This is a genomic window from Paenibacillus amylolyticus, assembly GCF_036894225.1.
Classification (GTDB): Bacteria; Bacillota; Bacilli; order Paenibacillales; family Paenibacillaceae; genus Paenibacillus; species Paenibacillus amylolyticus.
Window position 1 is genome coordinate 273928 of the sequence record NZ_CP145893.1, and the last position, 25509, is coordinate 299436.

Here is a 25509-nt window from a genome sequence, read left to right on the forward strand (position 1 = left end):
CTATGTTTTTACTGATTGTCCTCAATTTATCAAGATTGGTGTCAGAACATTATAAACAAAAATGATTTACTCTACATCCATAAGCATCTTCATAGGCATCAGTCATCCACTCATATAGTTCAAGTTGATAACCACTATCCTCTCCACCCCAATTTCTTGGATGCCAAGGCTGGTTGCTAGAAGTAAACCTCATTGCAAAAATAGTTTTTTCATGTTTATTAACGATCTTAAGAATCCCAGCGATTGTATCTTCGTATTGACCTTGTAGTTTTGATTTATTAACACCCCAAGCTATTATGACATGTTTAATGCGAGGATTTTTGTCTAGTATTTCATCAATTGTTTTCTTGTTTTTATCCATGAGCTTTTTATAATGGGATGTCCCAATGTGTTGATTCAACAGCCGGGGGTCTTTAGCGTAAAACGGAAATAAGTTTGCAACAAAAACCCCTGAGTATTTCCCGTGACAAAAGCTCAATACATTATTGATTGTCATGTCAGAATTTAATTCATTAGCCTTACTAGGATTCCTCATTATAATAAGGACTTGGCTATTGCTATCTTGTATTCTAAAAGGCACATACATGGAGAATCTCTGTTCGTTATCACCGTCAATTAATATATTATCCTGATCAATATAGTCTTTGTAAGTGTATGCCATATACTCACTCTTTCATTTCTCTCCATGGGTCGTTCTAGGAGGATTTTAATCCACGTCCATTTGTGGGATGCTTCTATAACTAAATAATAGTCCATAAAAAATGAAAATTGATGTTTTCTCGCCCAAATCTCAGGCGTGTTTGTTTACTTTTGGGATATAAACCAATTCACCTAGAATGATACATAGCAATTCTCCAAGAAAAATAAATTCAGATTTTGAATATTTTATATATCTCACTCCACATTTAACAGGTAATAAGATGCAAAGCCACTGAGCAGAATACTAAGATTCGTCCAGCTTGTTGTTCAGTGTTTAACCATCTCTTATATGGCTGAGTCAATTGTACGCATGGATGTTGCAGCAGAAACATTAAACTATCCATGGTTAGTTAAAAAGCAGCCGATCATGTTGAGATCTGCTGCCTTGATGCTTCAAATGAACCCTCAATTCCGTTTAACTCATATGACAAGTAAACATGATTTAATTCATTCGAAAAATAGGGGGCCACAACGGGTGTTCCTCCAAATTTAATAACTAGCCATGTGGTCTTCTATTTGGTGAAGTATCTCCTTTGAATCAACCATTGATTCAATCTTTGAAAGCAATGTCTCGCCTTGATTATTTTTTATTGTCAGGTCGGCCCCTGACTCAACCATGATATCCATCGTATCAAGAAACACATCGATCGGTATATTACCACGAACAGCAAATTTCATTAGAGGAGTATCCCCTTCTTGGTTTCTTTCATTTGGATCTGCGCCTTTACCCAAAAAGTATTTAATTGCTTTAATATTGGCTAGATCAGAGGCAAGAAAGAATGGAGTCTCGCCATATTTATCTTTTAAAGTAAAGTCAGCTCCCGCTTCTACTAAAAATTCTATCATTTCTATATCCAAGTTATATATAGCAGCATGGAGAACTGTAGACCCCTTATAAAGGTTATTTATTGATCCATCATTTGACTTGGTGAGCTCTCTTACCTTTGCTAAATCATTGTCATAGACGGCTTGAAATAATGCTGGAACCTTGTCCGTGTCACCGGTATCATTTGAACAACCCACAAGCAATAAAAGTAAGAAGATAAAACAACCTAATTTTTTATACACTAAATAGTCCCCCACTATGTTTAATTTCTATTCTGTAGATCATCTATGGAAAATTAATACTCTCTCAAAATACTCCATCAACTATTCGTATAACCAAAACAGGCTCAATGCACTTGCCCCTGATACCAGTGCTTGGTTACGTCGTAGAAGTTCAGATCGAATCACATCGGTCTAATAGTTGTTACAGAAGATGAAATAAAAGCCAAGGCAGCCGCAATATCGAATCGGAGTTCTAGGAAGGTTATTATTCATGATTGGGATAGGCGATAGTTCGAGCTATTTTTGCGTTTGGAAAGTGTACTTCCGAACATCCTGCTGGGTACAAAGATTCAAGGTATCCAGCTCATCCACTATTTATTCCGTACGTAATATCGTGCTTTGCTAGTCGTTCTGCTTACAGAGGAGGTCTTTTGCTTTATACGTCATAAAAGAAAATTTATGCGGCCTGCGACACAAAGGGCAGACGAAATATACCCCGTTTTTCAGCCACACCCATTAGCTCCGAGAAACAAGACTGCTATGTTAGCCAACAGCTTTTTAAAACCAGAGAGAATAGATCTCCACATGTTTCATTGGGAAATTGCTCTCTCCAACATTTCTATTAATTCATCTCTCTTTTCTTCATGCGTCATCTGATCTACTGGTTTGTATTCACCTTCATAGTTATAATCTTCTGCATTATATTTTTTGTTTTTCTGGGAAGTAAATTTACTCTCATTATTTTCATCCGATTCTTTTTTAGAAGTATCTTCTTTTCTTAATTCGGAAATTTCATTCCATGTATACTCTTTTCCATTGACTTCTGTCAGGTTACCCAGGGTACCATGGTATTCAAACTCATTTGTCGAAGTAGCCAGAACAATAGATGGATTATGCACCCTATCCAGAGCAGACATAGTATTTTCTATTTTTTTTGAATCCACTAGAAATTGTACTCTTTTAGATTTGAATTCCCTATCAATCTCAGTGATATAGTCATATTTTTCAACAACGGAAAAAGAGTTAAAGTTATCCTTCACCTTCAACTTTAAATTTGTACAGTCACTCCTTGACTCGTCACATTCAAAATTTAAAAGTAAGTCAAATTTGTTTTTGGCTTCAGTTTCAAACCAGCTCTCTATAGATTTCGCAAATTTTTTATCATTGTTTCTTTCCTTCAAAGCTTTGTATCCTATGTATCCGAAACAAGCACCAACAATAATCAGACAAGATAAAACCATAACTATGATCTCTCGATCAAAAATTAGACGTCGCTCTTTCATTTCCTTATACCTACCCAATGTTTATTTTTTCAGCAAACATGTCTTATAAAGTAGTACACAGTTTTTGTTTTCGTGCCACAAGTCCACCTTTTCTTAGAGTTTAATTTGATTATTACTCAGTCTTTTTTCTAAAACTAAGCTTAAAGTTATTTCTAATGGTTCTATTTACCTACAAATCATAACATAGAATATATGATTTAGAAATATATCCCTTCTAAAGTCCTTATGTTTGAATACCATAAGTCAAGTTAACTTATATAGTCAGAGACATTTCATCTATAGTGATTGAGACACTTTTAAAAGATTTAAATCTATTAGGAATAGCTAATATTACTGAAGATTAAGTCACAGAAGAAAGCATATTTCAAAAAAATTGAGGATGAAGTTTCTCTTATTCCACAGGAATACTCAAAGAACAAATTGTCCAAACCCGTATTGGCCAAGTCAAGTTTAAACAACATCTCATGAGTGTAGAATGAGAATGTAAATTATGTGGCCTTGAGAATCTGAGTTGCCTACAACCGAGCCATGGAAAAACCTGGAGATATTCCGATAATCATGAGAGCTAGATAAATATAATGTTTCCTCTTTTGCCCAGCACACGATTCTTTATATGATAAGGGCTATAACATTGCTTGATGAGGTTACTCAAATGTTAATGAACGTTGCTAAAAGAGTGAAGGTTACACTTTTCGATGGAGTATGTGAAATATCATAGGGAGAATATCGAATTAAATGAGGTGGTCGAATGAAACTTGTCACGGCTCCAATAAATGAAAAAGAACATACTATATTGATCACACCGAGAGATCCACAAGATAAGCATGCAGGCAAGTAGGTGTTTCCTGGGGTAAAAAGTTGAGCTTGGTGAAAAGATAGAGGCATGAGTGTAACGTGAAATCCAAGAAGAACTCGGAATAGAAATTTCAGTTGATGAATTGTTTGGTAAATCCATATCATCCTATGAGCTAGGGACAATCAAGTTGTTGCTTTTGAGTGACTTGGTTATCTGGAGAAAACTTAGATTGGTTGACCATCATCTAGTGAAATGCGTTAGTCTGATTGTCTGCCTGTAGTTCCTTTTTTGTTCGTTAAGCTACAGTTTCTCCGTTAGCTTAATGAATATATTCCTAATTAGCGTATGGTCCTCTTACTTTATTTGACGGTAAATTAAGCTGAAGAAAAAACCAGAAGAACAGCTCTTTAACATCCTTCCAGTTATCAAGACAGTTTTATTAGTTTTGGCATTATTGATATAAAACCATTTATTACTAGGGAAAAGAACCTTTATTTATGTTTCACCTTACAAAAGGACAGGTATTCCAAAAAACCTGAAGCGTATTTAAATTGACTTCAGGTTTTTTAGTTCACTAGGTACTACTTAGAATCTAGTCTGTATTTTACAGTAATCCATAGAAATATTTTAATGATTAATCTTTCTAAATAAGTCAGAACTATAGTCTCTAATATCAGAAACATTAATCATTCTATATTTATTTTTTATTTCTTTAAAATAACTATCAATTAAATTCTTATCAATAATATAATCGCAAACCTCATCATCTTTTAAGTCTCTTCTCGTCTCCAACCAAGGTTTTTCAATATGAGTCATTTTCTCTAAGATCTTACCACTGTAACATCCAAAATTATTTATAATACTATCCAATAACTCTTTTTCCGGTTCAGTTACATTATTATATAAAAAACTCTGCTTTGTCTTATCCTCAATAGGGTTAAACCCATAATTTTTGTATTTTTCATAAATATCTCTATAGACAGGGCCATGAACCCAAGCCTCACAATCATTTTTAAATAAATATTCTTTGTTAAATACCTTATTGAAGGCCTGGGAATAATATAAAAGCTTCTGCAGGGCTAATGGGGTTATATCTGCACACTCTTCTAACAAATATTTTATAACCTTTTCTATTTTCGTTTCTTTATTTTTATGATTGTCCAGGTGATCATGTGTTTCAATTGCTTCTAAAGCCTCTCTGCACTTCTTATAAGTTAGGGGGGTTATATTCTCTATGTTTTGTTCCAAAAGTTCTTTAAAATATTCATGATCCACTAGTAACCTCTTTAGAATTTCAGAGTATTGTTTTGTTGGGATATCTCCATTTAGATATCTAGAAACGGTATTTTCTCCCCAATCTAATAATAAGGATAACGGTCTTTTTTTAATTTTATATTTATCCAATACTTTTTGAATATCTTCAACAGAAATTAACTTTTCACTTTCTCTAAATGCCTTATCTAATTCAATTAAATTGTAATCACGTATATCAGAAACAAAAATTTCATTTCTACATTCTAAACAAAATGCCTCTTTACCAAGATACTTAATTTCTTTACCTCGTATATTTTTATTCTTATTAACAAGTTTTTCATCATAATTCACAGTATCATGGCAGTGTTCGCAAAATGCCATCATTATTTTTTCCTCCATTTCTATTCCTACGTATCACTAAAAGGGGGATAGTAATGTGTAGGGTATATGAGTAGGAATTCTATTCAATGAATTCCTACCCATCTTGTTCCATCCTACTCCAAGGTCTTTGTTAATTTTTGAATAAATAAGAGATAGGTTTATTTCTCTTATGAAAAGAAATCACTATCAGAAAGTCCTTTTTCTTTCTGGTTTGAGTAATGTTAGATTTTATGTAGACTTCAACATTTTCCAATTCGCCCCAGTTGTCTAAATGACAGACTTTACAAAAAACATACAGTTTTTCGTGAGCAAATTCTTTCTTCTGATTATCAACTGCATAACAAAAGTCGTCGTATTCTAGACTTAGAAGAATCTCCCTCTCTTTCTTACTGTCTATTTTGTACGTTTCAATAAATTCAATATTCTCTTCTCGATTTTCATTTTGCGCAATTGTATAATTGCGGCCCCGTACTAAACCTTTAAACTCAGACAAATACTGCTTAATTTCTTCCGGAGTAAAGTCCACATGCTTTTGTGTTTCATTACCGAATTTCCCCAAGAAAAACGCCCCTTCGCCGTTATTATATGCTAATTATACACCATATATTCTTGATAATCAAAAAAAGTGAACTAATTAGTTCACTTTTTTTGAGCGATTTGTGATATGAATGTACTATTCAGCTTTAACTTTTCTAACGTAAAGGATAAAACTTCTTTTTGTATGGCCTAACTCGTTGTTAAGAAGTGTAAACTAACGATGGTAAGAAGGCTAGCCTGGTAACTTTATCAAACTGCCCTTCTCTATTCATTAGCTCAACATATCCATTCCATTGTAATCATCATCTGTAAATGTATTGTAATCACTGAAAACACAATATTCTAATTTGAATCCAGCTTTAATTCGTACGTTTTTAGTGTTCAAGAGCCACCATACGCAGAGTAAATCTCCTCACTTTGAGCCAGATTGGGATAACAATTTCAAATATTGCCCATGGATATATAAAACAGCTTCAACATCGACGCCAGCGATCGATAGACAACCGCTTGTTAACAATCCGATATATCCGACGAACCGGTCATGGACAATATCCGTGGAACCAACTTAGACTGGAAGAGCACATAACAAATAAAGTTCCGGGTATAAATACTTCATTCCCAAACGGGAGCATGAGAGGTGTAAGTCTCTCAATTCGATTTTACCTATTCTTGTGAGTCAGGTTGGTTGTCATCCATGAAGTCGAAATATCTCGGCGCTCCAATTGAGATTGTTGTAAAATAGAAATACCGCTTTTCGAGTTCTTGATTTTCTTCACTCATCTCCAGAAAATCCGGGTCTTTCAAAATTTCATCATTCATAATGCCTTCTCGCCAGAAACACAGCTCGAGTTCTTGAAATGCAAAAGAATAACCCGTTCTTGGATCATTGTCTCCGATCATTGGATACTTTTTCATAAGAGCATGGATTAAATCCTCAACCTTAGTCGTGAACACATCGGTGCCTTGAAACAGGCAGGGAATGCGGAGTTGACTGTAATAGTTTGGGTTCATTAGTTGAATGAATTTCACTTTGCCACTGGAATCGTATTCGAAATGCTCGCGCATAAATAGCATCTCGATATAGCTAAGATTAACGGGTATGCCATCATCTGCTCTCCAATGGTCCAGATTCTGAAAGGCCTGCTCTACCTCTACCCTGCTCATTCCTAGCTGGAAAGGACCGATACCGATATGTGGCGTTATCACAATTTCTTCCACCCTTAAAAACTCCTCTCAAAAAAATATTTTTTCGGTATATAGGATCCAGCCAACATTGATTTCTTTTTACTATGACTTGAGCAATTAACATTATGAAGAGATTCGCATAAACTGGTGTTTAAGCGCTCAAACATTGTACCGCCAGTATCTCTATCACTTTTCCTTTAGAATAAACAAATAGCAGCCGATCATGTTACAGAGCTACCTCATTGGTATTAAGTTGTTGACCATCAACTATATCTGACATACCTAGAGAGAAATCATTTTAATCATCTTCCCAATTTCTTAATTCTCCGTTGTAATATGTAAGCATTTTACAATGATGCTCTTTAAACGTTATCCCCCACTCTCAGAAAATCTTTCAATCAAAATGTTTCGTTTACTAAAGCATCTGTTAGATTAAAGAGTGACTCAAAATATAGATTAATCTCTCTAATTCTGGTTGTCAGGTGACGGATAGTGAAAATTTCAGCCTTTTTCTCGGGCAATTATGTCGTAAGTAAGCTTGGACAGCGGTTTTTTGTATTGTTCCTCTGGCAACAAACGATTTCCGTACAAGAAAAGATGAATGTCAGCTTCTGTCAACTTCATCAGGCTGAACAAATTCAGCAGTTCATCCTTGTAGCTCGATGAGTAAGCTTGTTTCTTGTAAAGGAGCTCTCTCACATATTCTTTGTGACTTTGATAAACATCATTAATGTGAAACATATTCACACTATTCCGTATAGGTATAGACTCCAAACCTGTTTTTGCAACAATTAGTTCCAGTTCAAAATCTGTATTTTGCCCGGTCAGTGAGTCAAGAGTTGTATTTCCGTTTATCTTCACATGAAAGTAAGCATCATCTTCAAATCCTTGCTCATATGGATACATAATTTCCAAGCTTTTTGCCAATTTAAATCGAGAGTTGCAATGCTGGCAGGAAGGTACGAAATTATAGAGCGAAAGCGATAGCAGTTGAAAAACCGATTTAGGATAATAATGATCAAGATCGGCCATACTCCGTGGCGTGTTGTCATCTAAAGTAAACTTAGTAATATACTGACGATTACAATACGGACAAACCTCCGTTCCCATTCGCGTCAAAAGACTGTGCCTATAATCAGGGTCTATCATTTTGTAATCAACAATTTCGCTTAGTAATTCATTCAGGTGATCTAGTTGCTGTCTCGCTTCCTTAATGAGCTCATGAAATAAATGCATGTTCTGTGCAAAGTTGGGATGTCTATTAAGTAGAGTATTCAACCACGGATTTCCTTGACTGTAACACTCAACGTATCTCATGCGAAAATCTATCCTACTCCCATTTGTAGGGCTCTTACCAATTTTCTCCAACTCATTGTTGATCTGCCACCCGCTATAATAAACAAGCTTGCTGGTTTGTATATAATAGCCGACTTGTGGATATTCGACGGTTAATACTTCAAGTGGTTTCGCTAACAAAGCTTCAATTAGATTGAGGTTAACAGTCCCATTATTGTTTAGAAAGATATCTGTAAATGCGAAACCTGTAAATGGGTTGGGAGGTATCGGTTGCATTAAACTATTTAAGCGATTTTGTATCACGCTTCGCATACGATCTTTGTATTCAACTTCTAGCTTAGCAAGGTGCGCTTGATCCAATTTAATCATTACGGGTATCATCTCCATCAAGTTGTTTAAGTTGATCAATTTGATTTTGCAATTCTCTAATTCGGCGTTCTCTTACATCAATAGGCATAAGACGGCGCTCAGTTTCCTCAAGCTGTTCCATTAACTTTGCCTGAATGAAAGGTTCACCGATCGCAGTAACAAGCCCACGCAATTGCATCATTTCATCCGAATCATAATTGTGGAGCTGATCAATCCGAGTCGTAAGTTTATTAAAAAACTGTTTCGCCTGTTCACCGATGGGAGAACTTATAAAAAAATCTGATCGCAAAATATCGTAAATATTGCTCATTAGCCCAAAATCAGCTTTTTTGACGATCCGAGTATAGCTACCGTCTTCATCTCTCTTCAATTCAAGGCAAGTGATAAAAGGCTTTGGAACATCTGATACAACGAAAGGAGAATGTGTTGTCATCATAATTTGAAAGTTAACAGACCGCCCAATTTCTATCCCATTCAAAAAGGAGACCAGATTTCGGATATATCGACGAGACCATTCAGGGTGGAATGAGGCATCGGGCTCGTCCAACAACAAAATAAGCGTATCTACTTTGCTATTTGTAGTTACAGCTTCTATGGCTTGGTATAAATTCGCAAAGCCGCTTATGAATTCCAACTCTCCGGCGCTCAAGTTTTGATAACGAACTTTAAATAAAATGTGCTCTCCATGGAGCCACATACGTTCTTTGTCAATACAATTCATGCATTCGAATACTTCTTTGTTGAAACCATCACGAATTGATATGAGAGCTTTATCATCCGATGTGAAAAGGTTATCCGGTAGATCCGTAAGCTTAGTAATAAAGCGTTTAACAGAATGTATATTAAAACTAGACCATTCTGGATCGTATTCTTCTTTGGTTTTAATATTTTCAAAAAAATCTAACGAGCTGTACAGATAAGAAAGTCTATCTTCATAACTATCATTTAGTTCAGGTGTAAATCCAAATTTGGACTTAAAATACTTCCGGCAAGCGACAAGTTTCTGACGTGAGAGTAGCTTTTTACTTGCATTTATCCAGATATCCATAACGAGCATTTCCAGGTAGCGGATCATAAACATCTGTTTATTAGTCCATTGGCCGTTTTTGGGATGACCATTAAAATAAATAGCTCGATTTTTATCCTGATATAGTTCCAAATCGAATGCGGCTATCTTATCTTCAGTGAACATTAAGTCTCTGAATATCCAATCAGTCAATTCAAGAGAACAAAGTGGATTGAGCGCTGCAAAATCAGGCTCTAACGTGCTTCCTTCGAGACTCATAAATCGGTATAAGTCGGCAGATAACGGAACATTCAAATACTCTCGTTTGAATCCTACAAAGTGATCGGCTCCTTCAGCGGGAAAGCTACTCTTAAACCAGTCTCGCTTCTTTTCGTTTGTCATGTATAAATTGCGAATAATATATTCCAGTGATGTTCCTCTTTTTTCTCCTTCTTCCTCCTGGTAGCCTATATACTGGCGAAAATGTGCAAGTTGCCGTTCAAAATCATATTGAACACTGAAACTGTATTCCTGACTGGTTCCCGCCCACAATCCATCTAGATTGTTGATTAAATTAGGTTCATACCCCTCTATAACGAAAATATCGTCAGTAACATGGTAGAGAGCGAACCATTCCGTTATAACTTCTTTTCCTCTTATCGGCGGATTACGGAATAGATTAATTTTTCTAGTTTTAGTGGAACCTAGCAGATCCAAAAGAGTTGTTTTTCCGGTGCCATTTTTGCCAACAATAAGGTTAATGCTGCTTATGTTACTCCCCCACATCTCTCTAAACGGATTGTACAGTTTTTCGATTTTGAGATGACGTTCATGAGGGTCAAATTGAATGGTAAAGTCGTTCGTAAATGAAAATTGCTGTCGTTCAAAGCATCTTCCTATATCATGTATGTATACATATAAAAGCTGTGGTTTCATTTTTTCGTATTGCTCCTTCTTATAGTTATTTACCGTTAAAATATTCGTATTTCAGACAAAAGTCCTTTTTCAACATATTCGAATTTTTCTTGCTCAGAGTTTACATAAATGACTCAATAGGACAATGAGGATATCTCAACCTTTATGGGTACTTCTTTCTCAGTTATATCGACTGATATTTCATTATGTTTGACTAAAGTTAGGAAGCTGGGTTTAAAGATATATTTATAAAAGATCGGATTATATTAAGAAATGCGACACTTTACTGGATATAGCAAGAATGTAAGTGCAACAAGCGTTAATCTGTGTTTTGCAAGTGTGCTAAAGTAAATCTCCCATAAAGGAGAATGAAGACAAACAAGTTAAATCCGTACACTGTATCAAGTCAGACAGCTGAAGTTATACATCAGATGTCATTTCCTTCTTCATCAATCTGTTTGCTTCCTCCACCACCCTTCCCCCCCATCCCTTCTACTCAATAAATGCTATAAATTTATCAAGAAATTCATCATTATCAACATCGCCCTGATTGGAAAAACTGTACCGTTAACTTCATTTCCTTTTCATACTCTATCCTCCTTTCCATAAGTTGTTAGAAAAAAAATATTGTAAAACTTTATCTTTAAGAAGACGAAATGATTCTGTGATAGTTTTAGATCTTCCCTCCGTTAGTCCATAGGTAACTTTACCTTCGATCTTAGAATATTCAGAACTACTTTGTAATGATATTCCTACTTTTGAAGCTACCACAGTCCAAAAATTATCATTTACCTTAAAATCACTTCCACTTAAATTAACGATATTATCGAGCACGATTACTTTCTCACAAAGAACTGATTTTTCAGTTTTAGATGTGCCAACAATAGAAGTTAAATATCCAATAGTTAAAATGGATTGTTCGAGCCTAAATTCATAAGAGAAATCCTCTTTCGGTTGCCTTGTAACATATGTATAAGTCGGGAATACGCCTGGAATAACTTGGTACGATTTCAACATGAATATACAACCTCCTATCCCCTGTACTATATTATGCACCTAAAAGAAGAGGTATTAAAATGAAAATTAAGCAATCTCACCAAAATTAATTTAGAAGTATAATAAATAATATAGTTATCGGTGTGCGACAATGCCCTACGATGAAGACAAATTCGATAGCGTGCATGATTGTAAACACAGCGACCTTGTTTTAGGCGCATTCCAGAACTTACAGCAAAAATACAAAAAAGCCGCCATAATGGCGACTAAATTTGTCCAAATGTTTTCGTGACACATGAAAAAAGTTGGGGGTGTATGCCACGAGGACTAAATGATGCTCTCTCTGTGATTAATGACTATAGCGGCTCATCATCGATTTCAAATTCAGGGTCCTGTTCTTGATCGGGTTCCACCTCAGCTTCAGATAGCTGCTCTGGTTCTTGTTCCACTTCAGGTTCAGATACTTGCTCTGGTTCTTGTTCGACCTCAAGTTCAGATACCTGCTCTGGTTCAACCTCAGGTTCAGATACCTGCTCCGGTTCTTGTTCGACCTCAGGTTCAGATACTTGCTCTGCTTCTTGTTCGACCTCAAGTTCAAATACCTGCTCCGGTTCTTGTTCGACCTCAGGTTCGGATAGCTGCTCCAGCTCTGGTTCAACCTCAGGTTCGGATAGCTGCTCCTGCTCTGGTTCAACCTCAGGTTCGGATAGCTGCTCCGGATCTGGTTCAACCTCAGGTTCAGATACCTGCTCCGGTTCTTGTTCGACCTCAGGTTCAGATACCTGCTCTGGTTCTTGTTCGACCTCAGGTTCAGATACCTGTTCTGCTTCTTGTTCCACCTCAAGTTCAGATACCTGTTCTGCTTCTTGTTCCACCTCAGGTTCAGATACCTGCTCTGCTTCTTGTTCCACCTCAGGTTCGGATAGCTGCTCCTGCTCTGGTTCAACCTCAGGTTCGGATAGCTGCTCCGGATCTGGTTCAACCTCAGGTTCAGATACCTGCTCCGGTTCTTGTTCGACCTCAGGTTCAGATACCTGCTCTGGTTCTTGTTCGACCTCAGGTTCAGATACCTGTTCTGCTTCTTGTTCCACCTCAAGTTCAGATACCTGTTCTGCTTCTTGTTCCACCTCAGGTTCAGATACCTGCTCTGCTTCTTGTTCCACCTCAGGTTCGGATAGCTGCTCCTGCTCTGGTTCAACCTCAGGTTCGGATAGCTGCTCCGGATCTGGTTCAACCTCAGGTTCAGATACCTGCTCCGGTTCTTGTTCGACCTCAGGTTCAGATACCTGCTCTGGTTCTTGTTCGACCTCAGGTTCAGATACCTGTTCTGCTTCTTGTTCCACCTCAAGTTCAGATACCTGTTCTGCTTCTTGTTCGACCTCAGGCTCGGATACCTGCTCTGCTTCTTGTTCCACCTCAGGTTCAGATAGCTGCTCTGCTTCTTGTTCGACCTCAGGCTCGGATACCTGCTCTACTTCTTGTTTGACCTCAGGCTCGGATACCTGCTCTGCTTCTTGTTCCACCTCAGGCTCGGATACCTGCTCTGGTTCGGGTTCGACCTCAAGCTCGGATACCTGCTCTGGTTCGGGTTCGACCTCAAGTTCGGATACCTGCTCTGCTTCTTGTTCTACCTCAGGCTCAGATAGCTGCTCCGGATCTTGTTCCACCTCAGGTTCAGATAGCTGCTCCGGATCTTGTTCCACCTCAGGCTCGGATAGCTGCTCTGCTTCTTGTTCTACCTCAGGTTCAGATAGCTGCTCTGCTTCTTGTTCCACCTCAAGTTTAGATAATTGTTCCTGTTGCTGAACATCTTCTTGTTCCGCTCCAGGTTCTTCATGTTGCTGAGCATCTTCTTGCTCAGCTTCTAGTTCCTGCAGTTGTAATTCTTCCTGCTGAACTTCAGGCCCCTGTTGTTCGGCCACATTAATCTCTTCTTGCTTTTGAAGTTCAGCTGCCATATTTTCTAAATCTTCAAATCCGCTACCAAATAGACTCTCTGAAACTAAAGATTCATCTAAAGAGTCTTCTTTTAATTCAGTCTCCGAGATAGAATTTTGTCCGACCTGGTCTGTTTCAATGTTCCTAGAGATTTCTATTTCCTGTTGTTGTGCTGCTAAATGTTCTAAATCCTTATTTTCATTCTCTTCATCTTTTGCCGCATTTAAGGTTTCCTGATAATTTTCTAATCCTTGCTCCTTGTCAATTTGTTCAGAATGCAACTTATTATAAAGACTCTCAAGATTTTCTCTCTCTTGAATTTTATCTCGCAACTTATTTAATTGAACTTGCTTTTCTTCGGGAGTTTTGTTATCCCAACTTTTCTGGTACTTCTCCAATTGGCTTTGTTTTAATTTTGTAGCGTGTGATGAGTATTCAAGACCAGATCTTATTTGACCTAATGTATCTTTAACACTTTGTTTCAAGGTTGTACCTGTTGAAGCATCGAAAACCTTTGTATAATGGTTTAATCCGGATAATCCTAATTCTGTTCCTACATCTAATCCTATATGGATTTTACTTATCAGGTCTTCTAAACTGTATCTCGGCATTTTACTTGGATCAGAAAGAGCTTCCTTCATTCTTTCTGTTGATTTTACATGTGCTTCAGGAGATTTGCCAACAAGTAAGTTCGCCTTTTGATTCCTATATAAGTTGACCGTGCTACTTCTTACCTTTTGTGTCACTTCGCTTGTCTTTTTGGATGCACCTGCTATTATGTCCTTTATATTCATTGATTTTTACGCTTCGGGTAAACGGTCAATGGCCATAAATCCATTACTGACCAGAAATATAATAGCTTCGGATAACATGACTACAATATCAACTTTAGGCATATCCATGACTTGAACAAGATTTTCAACAAGCGATTCTAATGAGAAAAGAGGGTTTGCCAAACGCCAAACAGTAGCCGTGATTAACGGTAATGATACGGGAGGAGCGCCAAGGAACTCTGTCAATTCAAACTCTCCATCATTTTTTAATTCTATGTACCCTTTAGTAATAGCAATATGTTTTGTTCTAAATGAAGTTGAAAGTATGTCCCTCGATTCAAAGACAAGTCCTTGCTCCTTAAGAGCATCGATGTGACCTTGAATAACGTGTAATTCCAGGTCCAGTAATACTGTGAATTTTTCAACGCTGTAAGATGCCATTTGTGCAACTTGCCACACTTTATAACGATGCTCTTCGAGCAGCAATCGTTGTTTCTCAAATTGCACCCCATAATAAACAAGGCCATCTTTATGCTGAAACTTTCCTAGCTCTTGACCAGCACCAATCATAATTGAGCTCATGCTTGCACCTCCAGTTGGTCTGCATTAACATACTCTAGTCCCCATAGGGTAAGCTTGTATAATTTGAGACCATGTATATTAAACAGTGAGATCGCAGTTTCAAAATTAATTCCGCGTTGATCCATTAGGGTATCAATCACTTCCAGCAACATAACCTTCCCAGCAGCTGCATTCCACACATCGTATTGATCTTTGGTGAATACAAAGGTCTTATTTGCATTAGAATCCCCAATGAGATATTCCTCATTGATCAGACCATGTGCATATCCGTATCGTGTTACTTGTAGGTTTATCAAATTCTTATCTTGCATGTCGGAAAAAGACCATGGCATTATGAGATTTCTCTCGATGAGTCTACGAACAATTTTTGAGAAATCAAAATTCGGAATGTTTTTAACCTTTTGTAGAATCGCAGATTCCCAAGCTGCTAGTGTTTCATAGCGATGGATTTGCTCCCAAACGGTGTATTCAAATTGACTTAGTTCAAACTCCTGAAAACCATTTGCTACCACAAACATTTTGGATTCATTGTCCGCCGGAAACTCTCCGAGACCTCTGCCTACACGCACATAACTCAGGTCTTTATTAATCAAAATAAAATCACTCCTACTCTATTAACGTTAACATCCTTAAAATTTGGGTTTGGCTGGGTAGAAACGGAAAGGCTCTCCATTAAATGGTGATATAATACATTGTCCAATCTTCAAATCTGTAAGATCCCAGTCTTCTATAACATTTCCATCTACGAGATGTTCTTGTATACCTTTGTTTGCATTAGATGAGGAATAAGCAATCATCCGTTGGTTTTTCCCGTGACGATTTGTGATATAGGAGCGGCTTGGTTCATCGAAGAGTCGGAATGCAAATACCGTACCAAATCCACTCAGAATACTATCCGCCAGTGACTCTGAATATACATGTTTCACCTGTCCGATGTTTTGAATACCTGCGATGATTCGAACACCCAAGGAACGTCCGAAATTCAGTGCGTTATCCATATAGTTTAGCTTTGGAATAAGTGGAAATTCATCAAGAATGAAATATACATTTCCACGACACTGTTCCTCTTTAGTACCGAGTATATTTTTCATAGCAATATCTAAGATCATCGTATAGATCGGTTTTAATACATTTGAACTTGCAATATCGTACTCAAGGAAGATGGCTCTACCATTACGTTCTTGTATGGATTTAGTGAGAGAAAAGTCTCCTGCTTCTCTAAAAGCACCATTAAACACACCAAAAAGGTTCTGATACAAATGCATCAAGAAAGATTGGTTGGTGTTTGGATTATTCTCTTTACTTATGTAACTACGAACCCATGATAAATCTTGATGATTTAACAGCAAATTTCGAATAGAAACATCGCTTGCCTTCTTTACCCATTGAATCAGGGTTTCATGATCTTCGGTTCCCCCTTCTTTTTCCATTCCCCTTACTTTTGCGCTTAAAATAGCAGCTAATAAATCACGAGCTCCTGTCGCAAAGATGGGTGCTGACGATCGTTCAATATCGTCTTTAAATAAAGAAGAAGCGATCTCCCAGATGACTTCATCTCGTTTCTCTAATGGTGTCGCAATAATATCTTGGAAGATGTTCCATCGTACCCTACCTTCTACATTATCACTTTCGTTAGTGAGAACATAATCTCCTGTTCGATAGAACTTTTTCAAATAATCCCCTTTGGCATCAAAGAAGATAAACACATCGTCACTTGTTGCCCCGCTACGTAGTGCACGAACAACATGATCCATGGAAACTGTCTTTCCGCTTCCAATCGAACCTACAAAGAGAAGATGACGTTGAAGAAGTAAAGGATGAAGCATAACTCCTGTTCGGTCTACTCCTGGTATTCCATAATTGGCCTGAGGCTCATCTAACCATTTTACTTCATTAGGTGCTAGTGTATGAAGTTGCTGACCATTAACAATATTATTTTTCAGAAGACTCAAGGTTTTCCTCCTCAGAAAAAAAGAGTCCATTAGAAAACATTGGCTCTTTTTTCCTCAATCTATGTATTTGTTAACTCGTTTTTGCACCACATTCTGGGCAAAAAACAGCGTTTATTCCATAAGCAGTGCCACATTTGCACTGGTTTGTTAGTGAATCTGAAGGATCCTTATCTTCCGTTTTATTCATTTGTTGTTGTAGATTACGAGATGCTGTAACAGTCGTTTCTTTAACTTTGTTTGCAGTTTGTATCACTGTATTGAGAGAAGACGACAGTTGCTCACTTACTGGAATGGTCAGTATGCTTCCTTCTGTCATGGGTATATCTTTCCATTTTTCAATCGCCATATCTCCCATTACTTGTACATCCTGAATCAGAGCTCCTAATTCACGCAGCATTTGTTCAGTATGACGGCCTGGTGCAGCAGCAGTGATTGTCATGAGTGCCTGGTTATTTGTTACGCGCGAGAATAACGTGCTTGCTTCAACTGCTACGCTGAGTGCGGAAGAAGATTGTGCTCCAAAAATATTGATGTGCATCAACACGCCTTTAGATTTCAAGCCAAAGTACACCATTATGGAACCAATAATGAGTAAAATCCACGAGATTAATGTAGAATTATTCATTGTCATAATCAAGCCAAGAAGTCCAATAATAGCTCCAAAGATAAGCATTTTGAAACTACGATGACGAACTAGGCCTGCCATGACACCGGTAATTGTATCGATTTTAGCATCTCGGATGATGAGTCCAGTACCCGCAACAGATTCTGAGTTACCAGTAAAGATAACTCTCCGATTCGTTACAATTACATACCCTTCTCCTTTAGGAACATATAAAGCAGAGGCTTCATATTCCCGGATGACAATCTCGTTCTCAGCCAACGTAATACCGCGAACCATATTCATTTCTATTCCTCCATTATTAGGTCTACTAACTAGTATTCTTCTTTTTTGTTTTCACTCTAAAGTGGCTCTCGTAATATGCCGCACTCGTTACATGTGTAGATATATGTAATTGGTATTGAAGTGTGATGCTCCATATAGCATATCGGACTTACTGTTATTAACAGTGTTATTTCAACCGTAAATGGTAACTTGATTCTATCTTTGGCCTATCGTTACATTATCAAATTAAAACAATCCTTCTGTATCAACATAAAACGAAAATGATGTTGGTATGCTATGTGATTCAAAGAAAAAATATATGTTTTTAGTCCCTTTTGAAACACTTGATATTTGCATATTGCCCGTCACTTCACTTTTACTATCTACTGGATCATCTAAGAATTTTTTAGAGGCTAGACTCCAGTTATCATTGATTGGTGTGAAAAAACTTGATGCACTAGTCGTGTACATCTTTCTACCTTTAACATTATCATCTGCTCTAACTTGCGAGAGATCAACATCAACGCTCTTATTGCTATTATTTTTCACTGTAATATTTAATTGTACTTTACCATCAATTTTACTTAGAGAATTTAAAGTGATAGTTACGCCCTCACGTGTAACAGTAAGCGGCAGCTTTTCAAACTTATTGATTTGAATAACACTTCCAGAAGAAACAGAAAACCCAACCTCTTGACCTAATTCCTTTAATGGCATGTATACGCGATTATTAATCGTAACTGCTTGACCTTCGAATACCGCCTCTGAACCATTAACTAGTATTTTGCTATTTTTCACAGGTACAGCTTTTAAATAATTATCCGCTGCATAAGAAACTCCTGAGAAAAATATCGCACCACACAGGAACGCAGATATTATTTTTACTTTTTGTTTCATTATCCAATCCTCCAACCTAACATTTTCCATTATTATATCAGCACAATAAAAATAGGTCTATATATTTATAAAATAACAAATATAACTAGTCTTAAAGAACCATATAATTAATTGGTTTAATATAATATTTCTCTATTTTATGTGGAATCGTAACATTCATTTGTAAATCTGCATTAGGTTAATATTATTAATTACTTTCATTTGATAGACAACTGTACCAAACAAAGAACACCGTAGGTATAAGCAAATTCACTTATGACGGATTGTAAAGCTAAGCGCGACAGCACCTCTAAAAAGATTCGAGAGCGGTTCTCCAACCCAAGGCATTTTCGTGGTCTGTGGTTGATTAAGCGCAATGTAGTCTCCAAGGCTTCATCCGTCATTTATGCGCAATCTGTCACCTTGGGGAAAACTCTCGCAAGAGGCCATTGGCATTCTCATTCGAGCCGCGTTGCCAGGGAAAATACGGATCTGGGAAATACACCTGTAGTCCATGAGCGGCTTCCAGGCTGGCGTAACAGGCGAACTCCTTGCCACGATATGCAGTAGCGATTTGAAATGCACCGTCAGGGTAATGCGAGGATGCTACCAAAAGCCAACCTCCATGGACAAAGCTATACGGTCAGGCGGGAATAGCGGCATATAGGCGGGTCCTACGTTCGATGAACGTAGCTAACTAAACTGCCCTTGCTTTTTCCCACAGCACGAGACAATCGTATCAGACTCCCAATGCCAAAGGTTTCGCGGGATCGAACTTCTTTCGTACGCTGAGAGATGGTCAGACCCAAAGCGAACTTGACACGTGTCTCGGCAGGCTTCTGCCGTTTACCTTTATGACTAGCACAGTAAGTTATGCCTTTCACCAATCAGCCTTGATACTGCCGACGAATGATCGTTTTGAAGCAGACTACAGACTGTCCTTCTTGACGAAGACATTCTACAATTTGCTCAGGAGGCCATGTAGCCCGGAGTTTTTCTTTGATGAGGGTAGACTGCTGTAGTGACCATTTTCTGGAGGGGATGGAGGTCATACGTCGCTGAACATAGCTCTCCTGAGATCGATGCGCACGATAGGAATTCTGCGTTTCGTTTCCGATGGAGTTCTCGACAAATGGTGGCATGATAATACCAGTAACATGGGCGATGGCCTGGCACTTTTCTCCTGTTGGTGGAGGATTTTCAGCTTTCTGCGTTCCATTATACTAATATGTGTGTAGTCCTGGTGGTTTCACCTTGTATGAATGTGGTGTAGGAAGCTTCATTCTACACGTTATTTCAGAAACTAAGTTCATTACTAAATTCCAAATAAAGTATTGAATCTTCATAGAATATAAAAAGCCGTTGATTGTTGTTATCAACGGCACTCCAACTATTATTTAGTTACCTTGTATTTAATCAGTTTATATTGGTGGTCGCTAATCACAGTGCGATAGACCACATTTTCGGACGAGTCATATGCAAAGTTACTCTTATGCACATCATCTAAAACAAAGTATTTACTAAGTATAATGTCTCCATTATCTTTCATTAAGGTATACCTCTCTCCCCATTTGTCATCAATGGTCCCAAAGCTAGTATACTCAATATAGCTATCGTTTCGATAGGATCTCATTAAACCATTAAAATTAAGCTCTCCTTCATACGTACGAGAAAACAGCTTTTTGAAGTTATGATCATATAAAGTGATACTGTGTTCAGATTGGTTATCAATTAATAGTCTACTTCCGGTTGAATGCATAGAAATACTCATGTTTCTATCAAGCACGGTGTCCCATTTGAGTTTACCATTAACTCCATAAGCCATTAATTTCTGTCCACCATATGAATTGGATCTTGCATATTCTACAATTAATGTACCGTCACTTAATTGATGATAACCCGCAACGTAGTAACCACCAAACTTTTTGAAGTTAATCGTAAATAACGGCTTTTTCAAAGAGGTTACATCTTTAAAAACCTCGATTTTATTCTCACCTACAAAATGGAGTACATAACCAGAAGTTAGTACTTCAGTTTTATAACCTAACACAGTCTCGCTTGTCGTTATTCCTTTGGAATTTAGTGTGATAAAACGGGATTGATTTTTAAGACTATCCGTTTGTTGTAGAACAATACCGTTTTTATACGGATAGATATTTGAGAAACTTAAATCCTTCTTCTCATATATACGTTTTCCTTTCGCATCCAAACTAAGAATATTAAACGTTTTCCCGTGATTTGTAGAATACTGATAAAATATATTACCGCTCTCGTTATAAAACCATGTATGATTCAACGGATAAAAATTTTTCACTTTATTTTTAATGTCATACGTCCAGGCAAGTTTCCCTGTCTTAATATTTATCGTATATAGGCTGAAATTATTACCAGACACAGTAGCGGGGTTTAACATAACAAGCTGAGCAGCACGATTAATATGGTCTTGTGGAGTGTGACCTAGTTCAAAGCTCAGATAATCAATTTCTTTAGGAAAAGTATGTACCCATTCCTGCTGTAGCCCTCCGTGCTCCTCTAAGCTTAATTCGGTGAATTCTGCGTACATCTGATTTGTACTGGCTAAATACAATGTAAAAACTACGAAAATTGCTATCAACCTTTTAGATATCTTTCCTTTCAATACTGGCACAGCCCTTCTCTTATTTATGTTTGCTTCTATGTACACAACGAAATATTAATATGATTAACAGTAAAGTTCCTGAATCGATTTTGTTTCTCTTAAAGTATCTACCTATGCAATTTTAATTGGATGCAAACGATCCTTCATTTATAGATGTCTTTTGCTCTAGGTTTAGTTGGATTTTCTCCCATCTTGATTAATCTATATACCGTAAACAAATCACTGTGACCAAGGATGCAAGTGCAACAAGCGTTAATTTGTGTTTTGCAAGCGTGTTAAAGTAAATTTTGCGCAAAAGAGTATGAAGACAAACAAGCAAATAACATCCGTACACTGTATCTAGTCAGACAGCTGGTGTTATACATCAATATCAAATGTCATTTCCATCTTCATCAATCTGTTTGCTTCCTCCACCAAACCCCCATCCATTTGACTCAATAAATGCTATAAATTTATCAAGAAATTCATCATTATCAACATCGCCCTGATTGGCAAAAACTGTACCGTTAACTTCTATTCCTTTTTTCATACTCTATCCTCCTTCCCAACGGTTATATTGTCACAACTTTTAAAGTAATATCCACTCGTTCAAAGTTAAAATATTTAAAGGTTCTATCAGTTTTACTCCCTAAAGATAATTCTCAGTAGGTCGTTTCGAATGATCCTGATATCGACAAGGTTGTAAGACTGTAAGCGCATCATAAGTTAAAGATGAGGTTACGGAAACCTCCTTTAAATTTGAAGTAATCGTATGTAAGGTGACCTGCGATCAATAACTATGTTATTTTAAATGTCGATCATAGGCACCTGCAAAAGTAATTCCTACAATTTTAACTAGATCGTAATGCTTGAACTCCTCCTTTGAATCAATCAATCCATTAACCACATTTGTTGCACTTTGTATAAGTTCTTCCTCACTGAGTTTCTCATTGGAACCAATACGAACATTTTTATTAATATAATCATCTTTCTCATCTTTACAAGTGTAGAGGTTCACCACGACATTATATGCAAATCTCTGATTATTACTAAACTTTTTCACGTCATCTGTCATTGGATAATACTTCATTTTTTCCTCCTTGGAATACATTGTAATGTAGGCTTATTTTTTAATTTTTATAATATAGTTTTTCTAATTCAAGTCTTTTCTTCTAGTTAATCCGTATCATATCCGTATACAATAGCCTCAGATTATTGGGCAACTCAAAATCATGATGGAAATGACCAAAGTACCAATGCTTATAATTGGCTTTTTGCTCTATTCCCTGAAAGTATGGATGCATCTCGTCCAAATCCATGTGAAGGTCACAACAGTTTGCAATGTACTTTAAGGCAGTTGTTGAGCATGTGTGAGTTATAATGTAGTCTACTTTCCAGTCAACTTTATCTAAGTTTCTTAATCCTTCTTCGTATTCCGCTTGCGAAGGCATTTCACGGCTCCACCACGATTTACCCTCTTTTCGATACTCTTTATCATGAGAAGCAGCTCCCCCAAACGTAAAAAACGTTTGACCTTCAATATTAAAAACTTGTCCTCGCATCAAGTGGATCACGCTTTTGTTTATCCTATGTACTTCACCCCCATTCCAGCTTTCAACAGGGTACTGCTCTAGCAAATCAAAATTTTCATGATTTCCATCTACAAAAAGAGTGGTGAACGGCTTGGTTTTGTCTAGCCACTTAAGCCAGTACCGATCCTCATTACTATCATCCCATAACAATCCAAAGTCTCCAGCAATGATGACATAGTCATCTTTTGTCATGTGTTTCTGTTGTGGGAAGTTCCGGCTATTTAGTCGCTTATTGATGCTAATGGTTCCATGGATGTCTCCCGTAATATAGATCATAAACTCACTCCGATTAATTCAGGTTATTGAGTAGTTCCACCATCTCATTACATTATAAAGTTAAAATCCCAGAACGTCATTATTTTACAGATTAAAAGGAAATAATTTTGAATTTACTCCAAGCATCATAAATAAAATACAAATGCCTATACTAATACACTGTCAACTTGTGTACCCACTATATTTCTTTTGAGACCATGACCTGGCATTAATTCGCCCCAAGAAAAATGATTAATTCCAACTTTCCTGAGGGTGAAGTTGAACAAGTAACTTTAATTCTTTAAATGCAAAAAAAGCCACTATACTAGCGACTTTATATGTTAATTATTTTTTTGTACTTCTAAAAACTCTTTCAGACAGCAGGACAAGAAATAGATCTGATTATTATCATTTTTCAAGTTTTTCAACTTCTTGTTCTGTTAATCACGTGGCTTTTGCAATGGTTGTGATATCCAAATTCATTTCAAGCATATTTTTGGCCACTTTCTTTACTCCAGCCATTTTTGCACTTTCCAGCATAGAAGCCTCATCATGCAGATATTTCTGTCTAGCCTCATACAATCGTCTAGTTCCGAAGCATGACTTAAATATTGCAAAGTGTCCCTCACCCTTCAGAAACAAAATCCAATTAAGTCAGAACACCTTCAGATCTAAGTACATTTGGGTCTTCGATTAGTTAAATCGCGTATCATCAAGATCAAAAACATTCACCCTGTGGAATACGCTCACTTTCCTGTTTACATATGATTAGTTGTTTTCCACCTACATACTGTATTCAGATACCAATACTGTTTACATCTAATTTTTTGCTCCATTTTTTGATTTCAGAATCTCGCTGTAAATAATAACTAATTCCCTTCGTTCTCGCATGAGTTGAGCACTTTTTTTGAAATATCCATCATTTTGAATACTTATGCTTAATCATTCTTATTCACGGTTTCCCAAGTTCTTGTCAAACCTTGAACTATACGATCAATTACGTTTTGGCTTGAGAAATATCCATTATGGCTAAGCGGATTCCAGTAACTTTTCCAATTGCCTACGTTCATCTGTATGTCTTCACTAACCACTTTTTCATAGGCTGGATGGACGGGTTTCAGCGGATAACCAAGGATGTCATCATTGTCAAAAAAATTCACCCATTCTCCCGTAAAATCAGGTTGAGAACTTGCAAATGTAGGACTAGGAACTTGAATAGGTTTATCAAAATCTTTATAACGTAAGCTCCATAAAGGCAGTGTTGTTCCACAGGAATAAAATAAGCTTAAAGTGTCTCCACGTTCAAGCGCTGAATCAGCATTGATTATTTTTGGCTTCCACTGTGCTGAATTCTGTCTATCGTAGAAATAATTACTTGCGATCACAGTACCTAGGCTGTGAGATATTACACAAAGAGGAGCATCATAACCTGCCTCCTCAGATAACTCATGAAGAGCCGTACTGATCGTATTATGTACTGCCATGTAATTATGATCATTAACTTCCAGGGGTTGGTATGCCACAGCATCGGCCAAATAGTGAAACATAATATGTCTTAGCTTTTCAAAATGTAAGTCATGACCATGGAATAACTTACACTTTAATTCTTCTTCTCTCCCCTCAAATATCTGTGCCCAATAAACGGGTTTTATGATGAGTGGCTCTTGAGTGATCTCCAAAGTATTATATTGTTTAAACGAATCTTTTAAGGAATGTATAAAAGGCTCTGCAAAGTTTTCCTTTTGCATGCCCAGTCCATGGATAATTAATACAGCTATAGGCTTAGTCATTGTACCCCTCCAAATCAGAATATTTTTCGATATTAATATCCAATTAATTTTCTGATTTTATACACTGCTTTACAAACAATGGTTTATAAGTAGACGGTTCAGATGGGACCTCACCAAATGAATGAGCATTAGACACACTTTTTATTTAAAAAGCTGTAGTTGTTAAATATAGGTAAGTGATGGATGTGTATTAGAAGCATTTATTAAATTATCAAGTACTGAATTAAAAAGAAAAAATGATTGCATATCCATGCTTTGGATTGAGTTCTATTACTACGAATTGAAGAATGTGTCTCAGTAGGGCTGATCCAGTTTCTACATAATGAATTAATAAAATCACTTCAATGGATACAATGATTACTGTTGAATAAAAATGTGATGAGTAGTGAAACAATATTGTGGTAGAACTTGATTTCTGCAAAGCTTGGTTGTGTAGTATTCAGCCTTTAGATATTTTTATATAAGCAATGCAAACAGTATTTTA

The 25509-nt window shown here is 37.0% G+C and carries 20 protein-coding genes and 1 pseudogene; all 21 read right to left on the reverse strand.

Annotated features, from left to right (window positions below; all coding sequences use genetic code 11):
* Positions 1 to 49: 49 nt before the first annotated feature.
* Positions 50 to 661: a DUF1643 domain-containing protein gene (locus V6668_RS31380; RefSeq protein WP_338709074.1), complete on the reverse strand. Its 612-nt coding sequence runs from the start codon at positions 659 to 661 to the stop codon at positions 50 to 52.
* 527 nt (positions 662 to 1188) lie between these two features.
* Complete coding sequence (locus V6668_RS31385) at positions 1189 to 1767, reverse strand: ankyrin repeat domain-containing protein (RefSeq protein ID WP_338709075.1); 579 nt, start codon at positions 1765 to 1767, stop codon at positions 1189 to 1191.
* Between the two features lie 569 nt (positions 1768 to 2336).
* The gene (locus tag V6668_RS31390) at positions 2337 to 3029 is read right to left on the reverse strand and encodes a hypothetical protein (protein WP_338709076.1); all 693 of its coding nucleotides are present in this window, start codon (positions 3027 to 3029) and stop codon (positions 2337 to 2339) included.
* 1423 nt (positions 3030 to 4452) lie between these two features.
* The gene (locus V6668_RS31395; RefSeq protein ID WP_338709077.1) at positions 4453 to 5463 is read right to left on the reverse strand and encodes a type II toxin-antitoxin system antitoxin SocA domain-containing protein; all 1011 of its coding nucleotides are present in this window, start codon (positions 5461 to 5463) and stop codon (positions 4453 to 4455) included.
* Between the two features lie 127 nt (positions 5464 to 5590).
* Positions 5591 to 6019 carry a hypothetical protein gene (locus V6668_RS31400; protein WP_338709078.1) on the reverse strand — a complete coding sequence of 143 codons (429 nt, stop codon included), beginning with the start codon at positions 6017 to 6019 and terminating at the stop codon, positions 5591 to 5593.
* A gap of 641 nt (positions 6020 to 6660) precedes the next feature.
* Positions 6661 to 7215 (reverse strand): hypothetical protein, encoded by a 555-nt coding sequence (locus V6668_RS31405; RefSeq protein ID WP_338709079.1) that lies wholly within the window; start codon positions 7213 to 7215, stop codon positions 6661 to 6663.
* A gap of 468 nt (positions 7216 to 7683) precedes the next feature.
* A complete protein-coding gene (locus V6668_RS31410; protein ID WP_338709080.1) occupies positions 7684 to 8847 on the reverse strand; it encodes a hypothetical protein in 1164 nt (387 codons plus the stop codon).
* On the reverse strand, positions 8840 to 10789 hold the full coding sequence (locus tag V6668_RS31415; RefSeq protein ID WP_338709081.1) for an AAA family ATPase: 1950 nt from the start codon (positions 10787 to 10789) through the stop codon (positions 8840 to 8842). Before V6668_RS31415 ends, V6668_RS31410 begins: the two co-directional genes overlap by 8 nt.
* A 570-nt stretch (positions 10790 to 11359) precedes the next feature.
* Positions 11360 to 11785 (reverse strand): hypothetical protein, encoded by a 426-nt coding sequence (locus tag V6668_RS31420; RefSeq protein ID WP_338709082.1) that lies wholly within the window; start codon positions 11783 to 11785, stop codon positions 11360 to 11362.
* A 335-nt stretch (positions 11786 to 12120) separates the two neighbouring features.
* On the reverse strand, positions 12121 to 13983 hold the full coding sequence (locus V6668_RS31425; protein WP_338709083.1) for a hypothetical protein: 1863 nt from the start codon (positions 13981 to 13983) through the stop codon (positions 12121 to 12123).
* 519 nt (positions 13984 to 14502) lie between these two features.
* Positions 14503 to 15057 carry a hypothetical protein gene (locus tag V6668_RS31430; RefSeq protein ID WP_338709084.1) on the reverse strand — a complete coding sequence of 185 codons (555 nt, stop codon included), beginning with the start codon at positions 15055 to 15057 and terminating at the stop codon, positions 14503 to 14505.
* Positions 15054 to 15650, reverse strand: a complete 597-nt coding sequence (locus tag V6668_RS31435; RefSeq protein ID WP_338709085.1) for a hypothetical protein — start codon at positions 15648 to 15650, stop codon at positions 15054 to 15056. The genes V6668_RS31430 and V6668_RS31435 overlap by 4 nt, the downstream gene beginning before the upstream one ends.
* 36 nt (positions 15651 to 15686) lie before the next feature.
* A complete protein-coding gene (locus V6668_RS31440; protein ID WP_338709086.1) occupies positions 15687 to 17009 on the reverse strand; it encodes a type IV secretory system conjugative DNA transfer family protein in 1323 nt (440 codons plus the stop codon).
* 70 nt (positions 17010 to 17079) lie between these two features.
* Entirely contained in the window at positions 17080 to 17916 is an 837-nt protein-coding gene (locus tag V6668_RS31445) for a zinc ribbon domain-containing protein (protein WP_100526609.1), read from the reverse strand.
* A 225-nt stretch (positions 17917 to 18141) separates the two neighbouring features.
* On the reverse strand, positions 18142 to 18792 hold the full coding sequence (locus V6668_RS31450; RefSeq protein ID WP_338709087.1) for a hypothetical protein: 651 nt from the start codon (positions 18790 to 18792) through the stop codon (positions 18142 to 18144).
* A 269-nt stretch (positions 18793 to 19061) separates the two neighbouring features.
* Positions 19062 to 19990 (reverse strand): annotated as a pseudogene (locus tag V6668_RS32310) (IS30 family transposase); the annotation flags it as partial.
* 174 nt (positions 19991 to 20164) lie between these two features.
* The gene (locus V6668_RS31465; RefSeq protein WP_338709090.1) at positions 20165 to 21418 is read right to left on the reverse strand and encodes a hypothetical protein; all 1254 of its coding nucleotides are present in this window, start codon (positions 21416 to 21418) and stop codon (positions 20165 to 20167) included.
* A gap of 361 nt (positions 21419 to 21779) precedes the next feature.
* Positions 21780 to 21938 carry a hypothetical protein gene (locus V6668_RS31470; RefSeq protein WP_176872951.1) on the reverse strand — a complete coding sequence of 53 codons (159 nt, stop codon included), beginning with the start codon at positions 21936 to 21938 and terminating at the stop codon, positions 21780 to 21782.
* Positions 21939 to 22190: 252 nt separating this feature from the next.
* Entirely contained in the window at positions 22191 to 22478 is a 288-nt protein-coding gene (locus V6668_RS31475) for a hypothetical protein (protein WP_338709091.1), read from the reverse strand.
* An 82-nt stretch (positions 22479 to 22560) separates the two neighbouring features.
* A complete protein-coding gene (locus V6668_RS31480) occupies positions 22561 to 23256 on the reverse strand; it encodes a metallophosphoesterase family protein (RefSeq protein ID WP_100526613.1) in 696 nt (231 codons plus the stop codon).
* 917 nt (positions 23257 to 24173) lie between these two features.
* A complete protein-coding gene (locus V6668_RS31485; RefSeq protein ID WP_100526615.1) occupies positions 24174 to 25025 on the reverse strand; it encodes a chemotaxis protein in 852 nt (283 codons plus the stop codon).
* Positions 25026 to 25509 lie beyond the last annotated feature (484 nt).

What these genes read in the sequence shown, in the direction of transcription:
- V6668_RS31380 (WP_338709074.1), bottom strand. Translation starts at nt 661, where the DNA reads ATGGCATACACTTACAAAGACTATATTGATCAGGATAATATATTAATT.
- V6668_RS31390 (WP_338709076.1), bottom strand. Translation starts at nt 3,029, where the DNA reads ATGAAAGAGCGACGTCTAATTTTTGATCGAGAGATCATAGTTATGGTT.
- V6668_RS31395 (WP_338709077.1), bottom strand. Translation starts at nt 5,463, where the DNA reads ATGATGGCATTTTGCGAACACTGCCATGATACTGTGAATTATGATGAA.
- V6668_RS31410 (WP_338709080.1), bottom strand. Translation starts at nt 8,847, where the DNA reads ATGATTAAATTGGATCAAGCGCACCTTGCTAAGCTAGAAGTTGAATAC.
- V6668_RS31415 (WP_338709081.1), bottom strand. Translation starts at nt 10,789, where the DNA reads ATGAAACCACAGCTTTTATATGTATACATACATGATATAGGAAGATGC.
- V6668_RS31420 (WP_338709082.1), bottom strand. Translation starts at nt 11,785, where the DNA reads ATGTTGAAATCGTACCAAGTTATTCCAGGCGTATTCCCGACTTATACA.
- V6668_RS31430 (WP_338709084.1), bottom strand. Translation starts at nt 15,057, where the DNA reads ATGAGCTCAATTATGATTGGTGCTGGTCAAGAGCTAGGAAAGTTTCAG.
- V6668_RS31445 (WP_100526609.1), bottom strand. Translation starts at nt 17,916, where the DNA reads ATGAATATGGTTCGCGGTATTACGTTGGCTGAGAACGAGATTGTCATC.
- V6668_RS31450 (WP_338709087.1), bottom strand. Translation starts at nt 18,792, where the DNA reads ATGAAACAAAAAGTAAAAATAATATCTGCGTTCCTGTGTGGTGCGATA.
- V6668_RS31470 (WP_176872951.1), bottom strand. Translation starts at nt 21,938, where the DNA reads ATGAAAAAAGGAATAGAAGTTAACGGTACAGTTTTTGCCAATCAGGGC.
- V6668_RS31475 (WP_338709091.1), bottom strand. Translation starts at nt 22,478, where the DNA reads ATGAAGTATTATCCAATGACAGATGACGTGAAAAAGTTTAGTAATAAT.
- V6668_RS31480 (WP_100526613.1), bottom strand. Translation starts at nt 23,256, where the DNA reads ATGATCTATATTACGGGAGACATCCATGGAACCATTAGCATCAATAAG.
- V6668_RS31485 (WP_100526615.1), bottom strand. Translation starts at nt 25,025, where the DNA reads ATGACTAAGCCTATAGCTGTATTAATTATCCATGGACTGGGCATGCAA.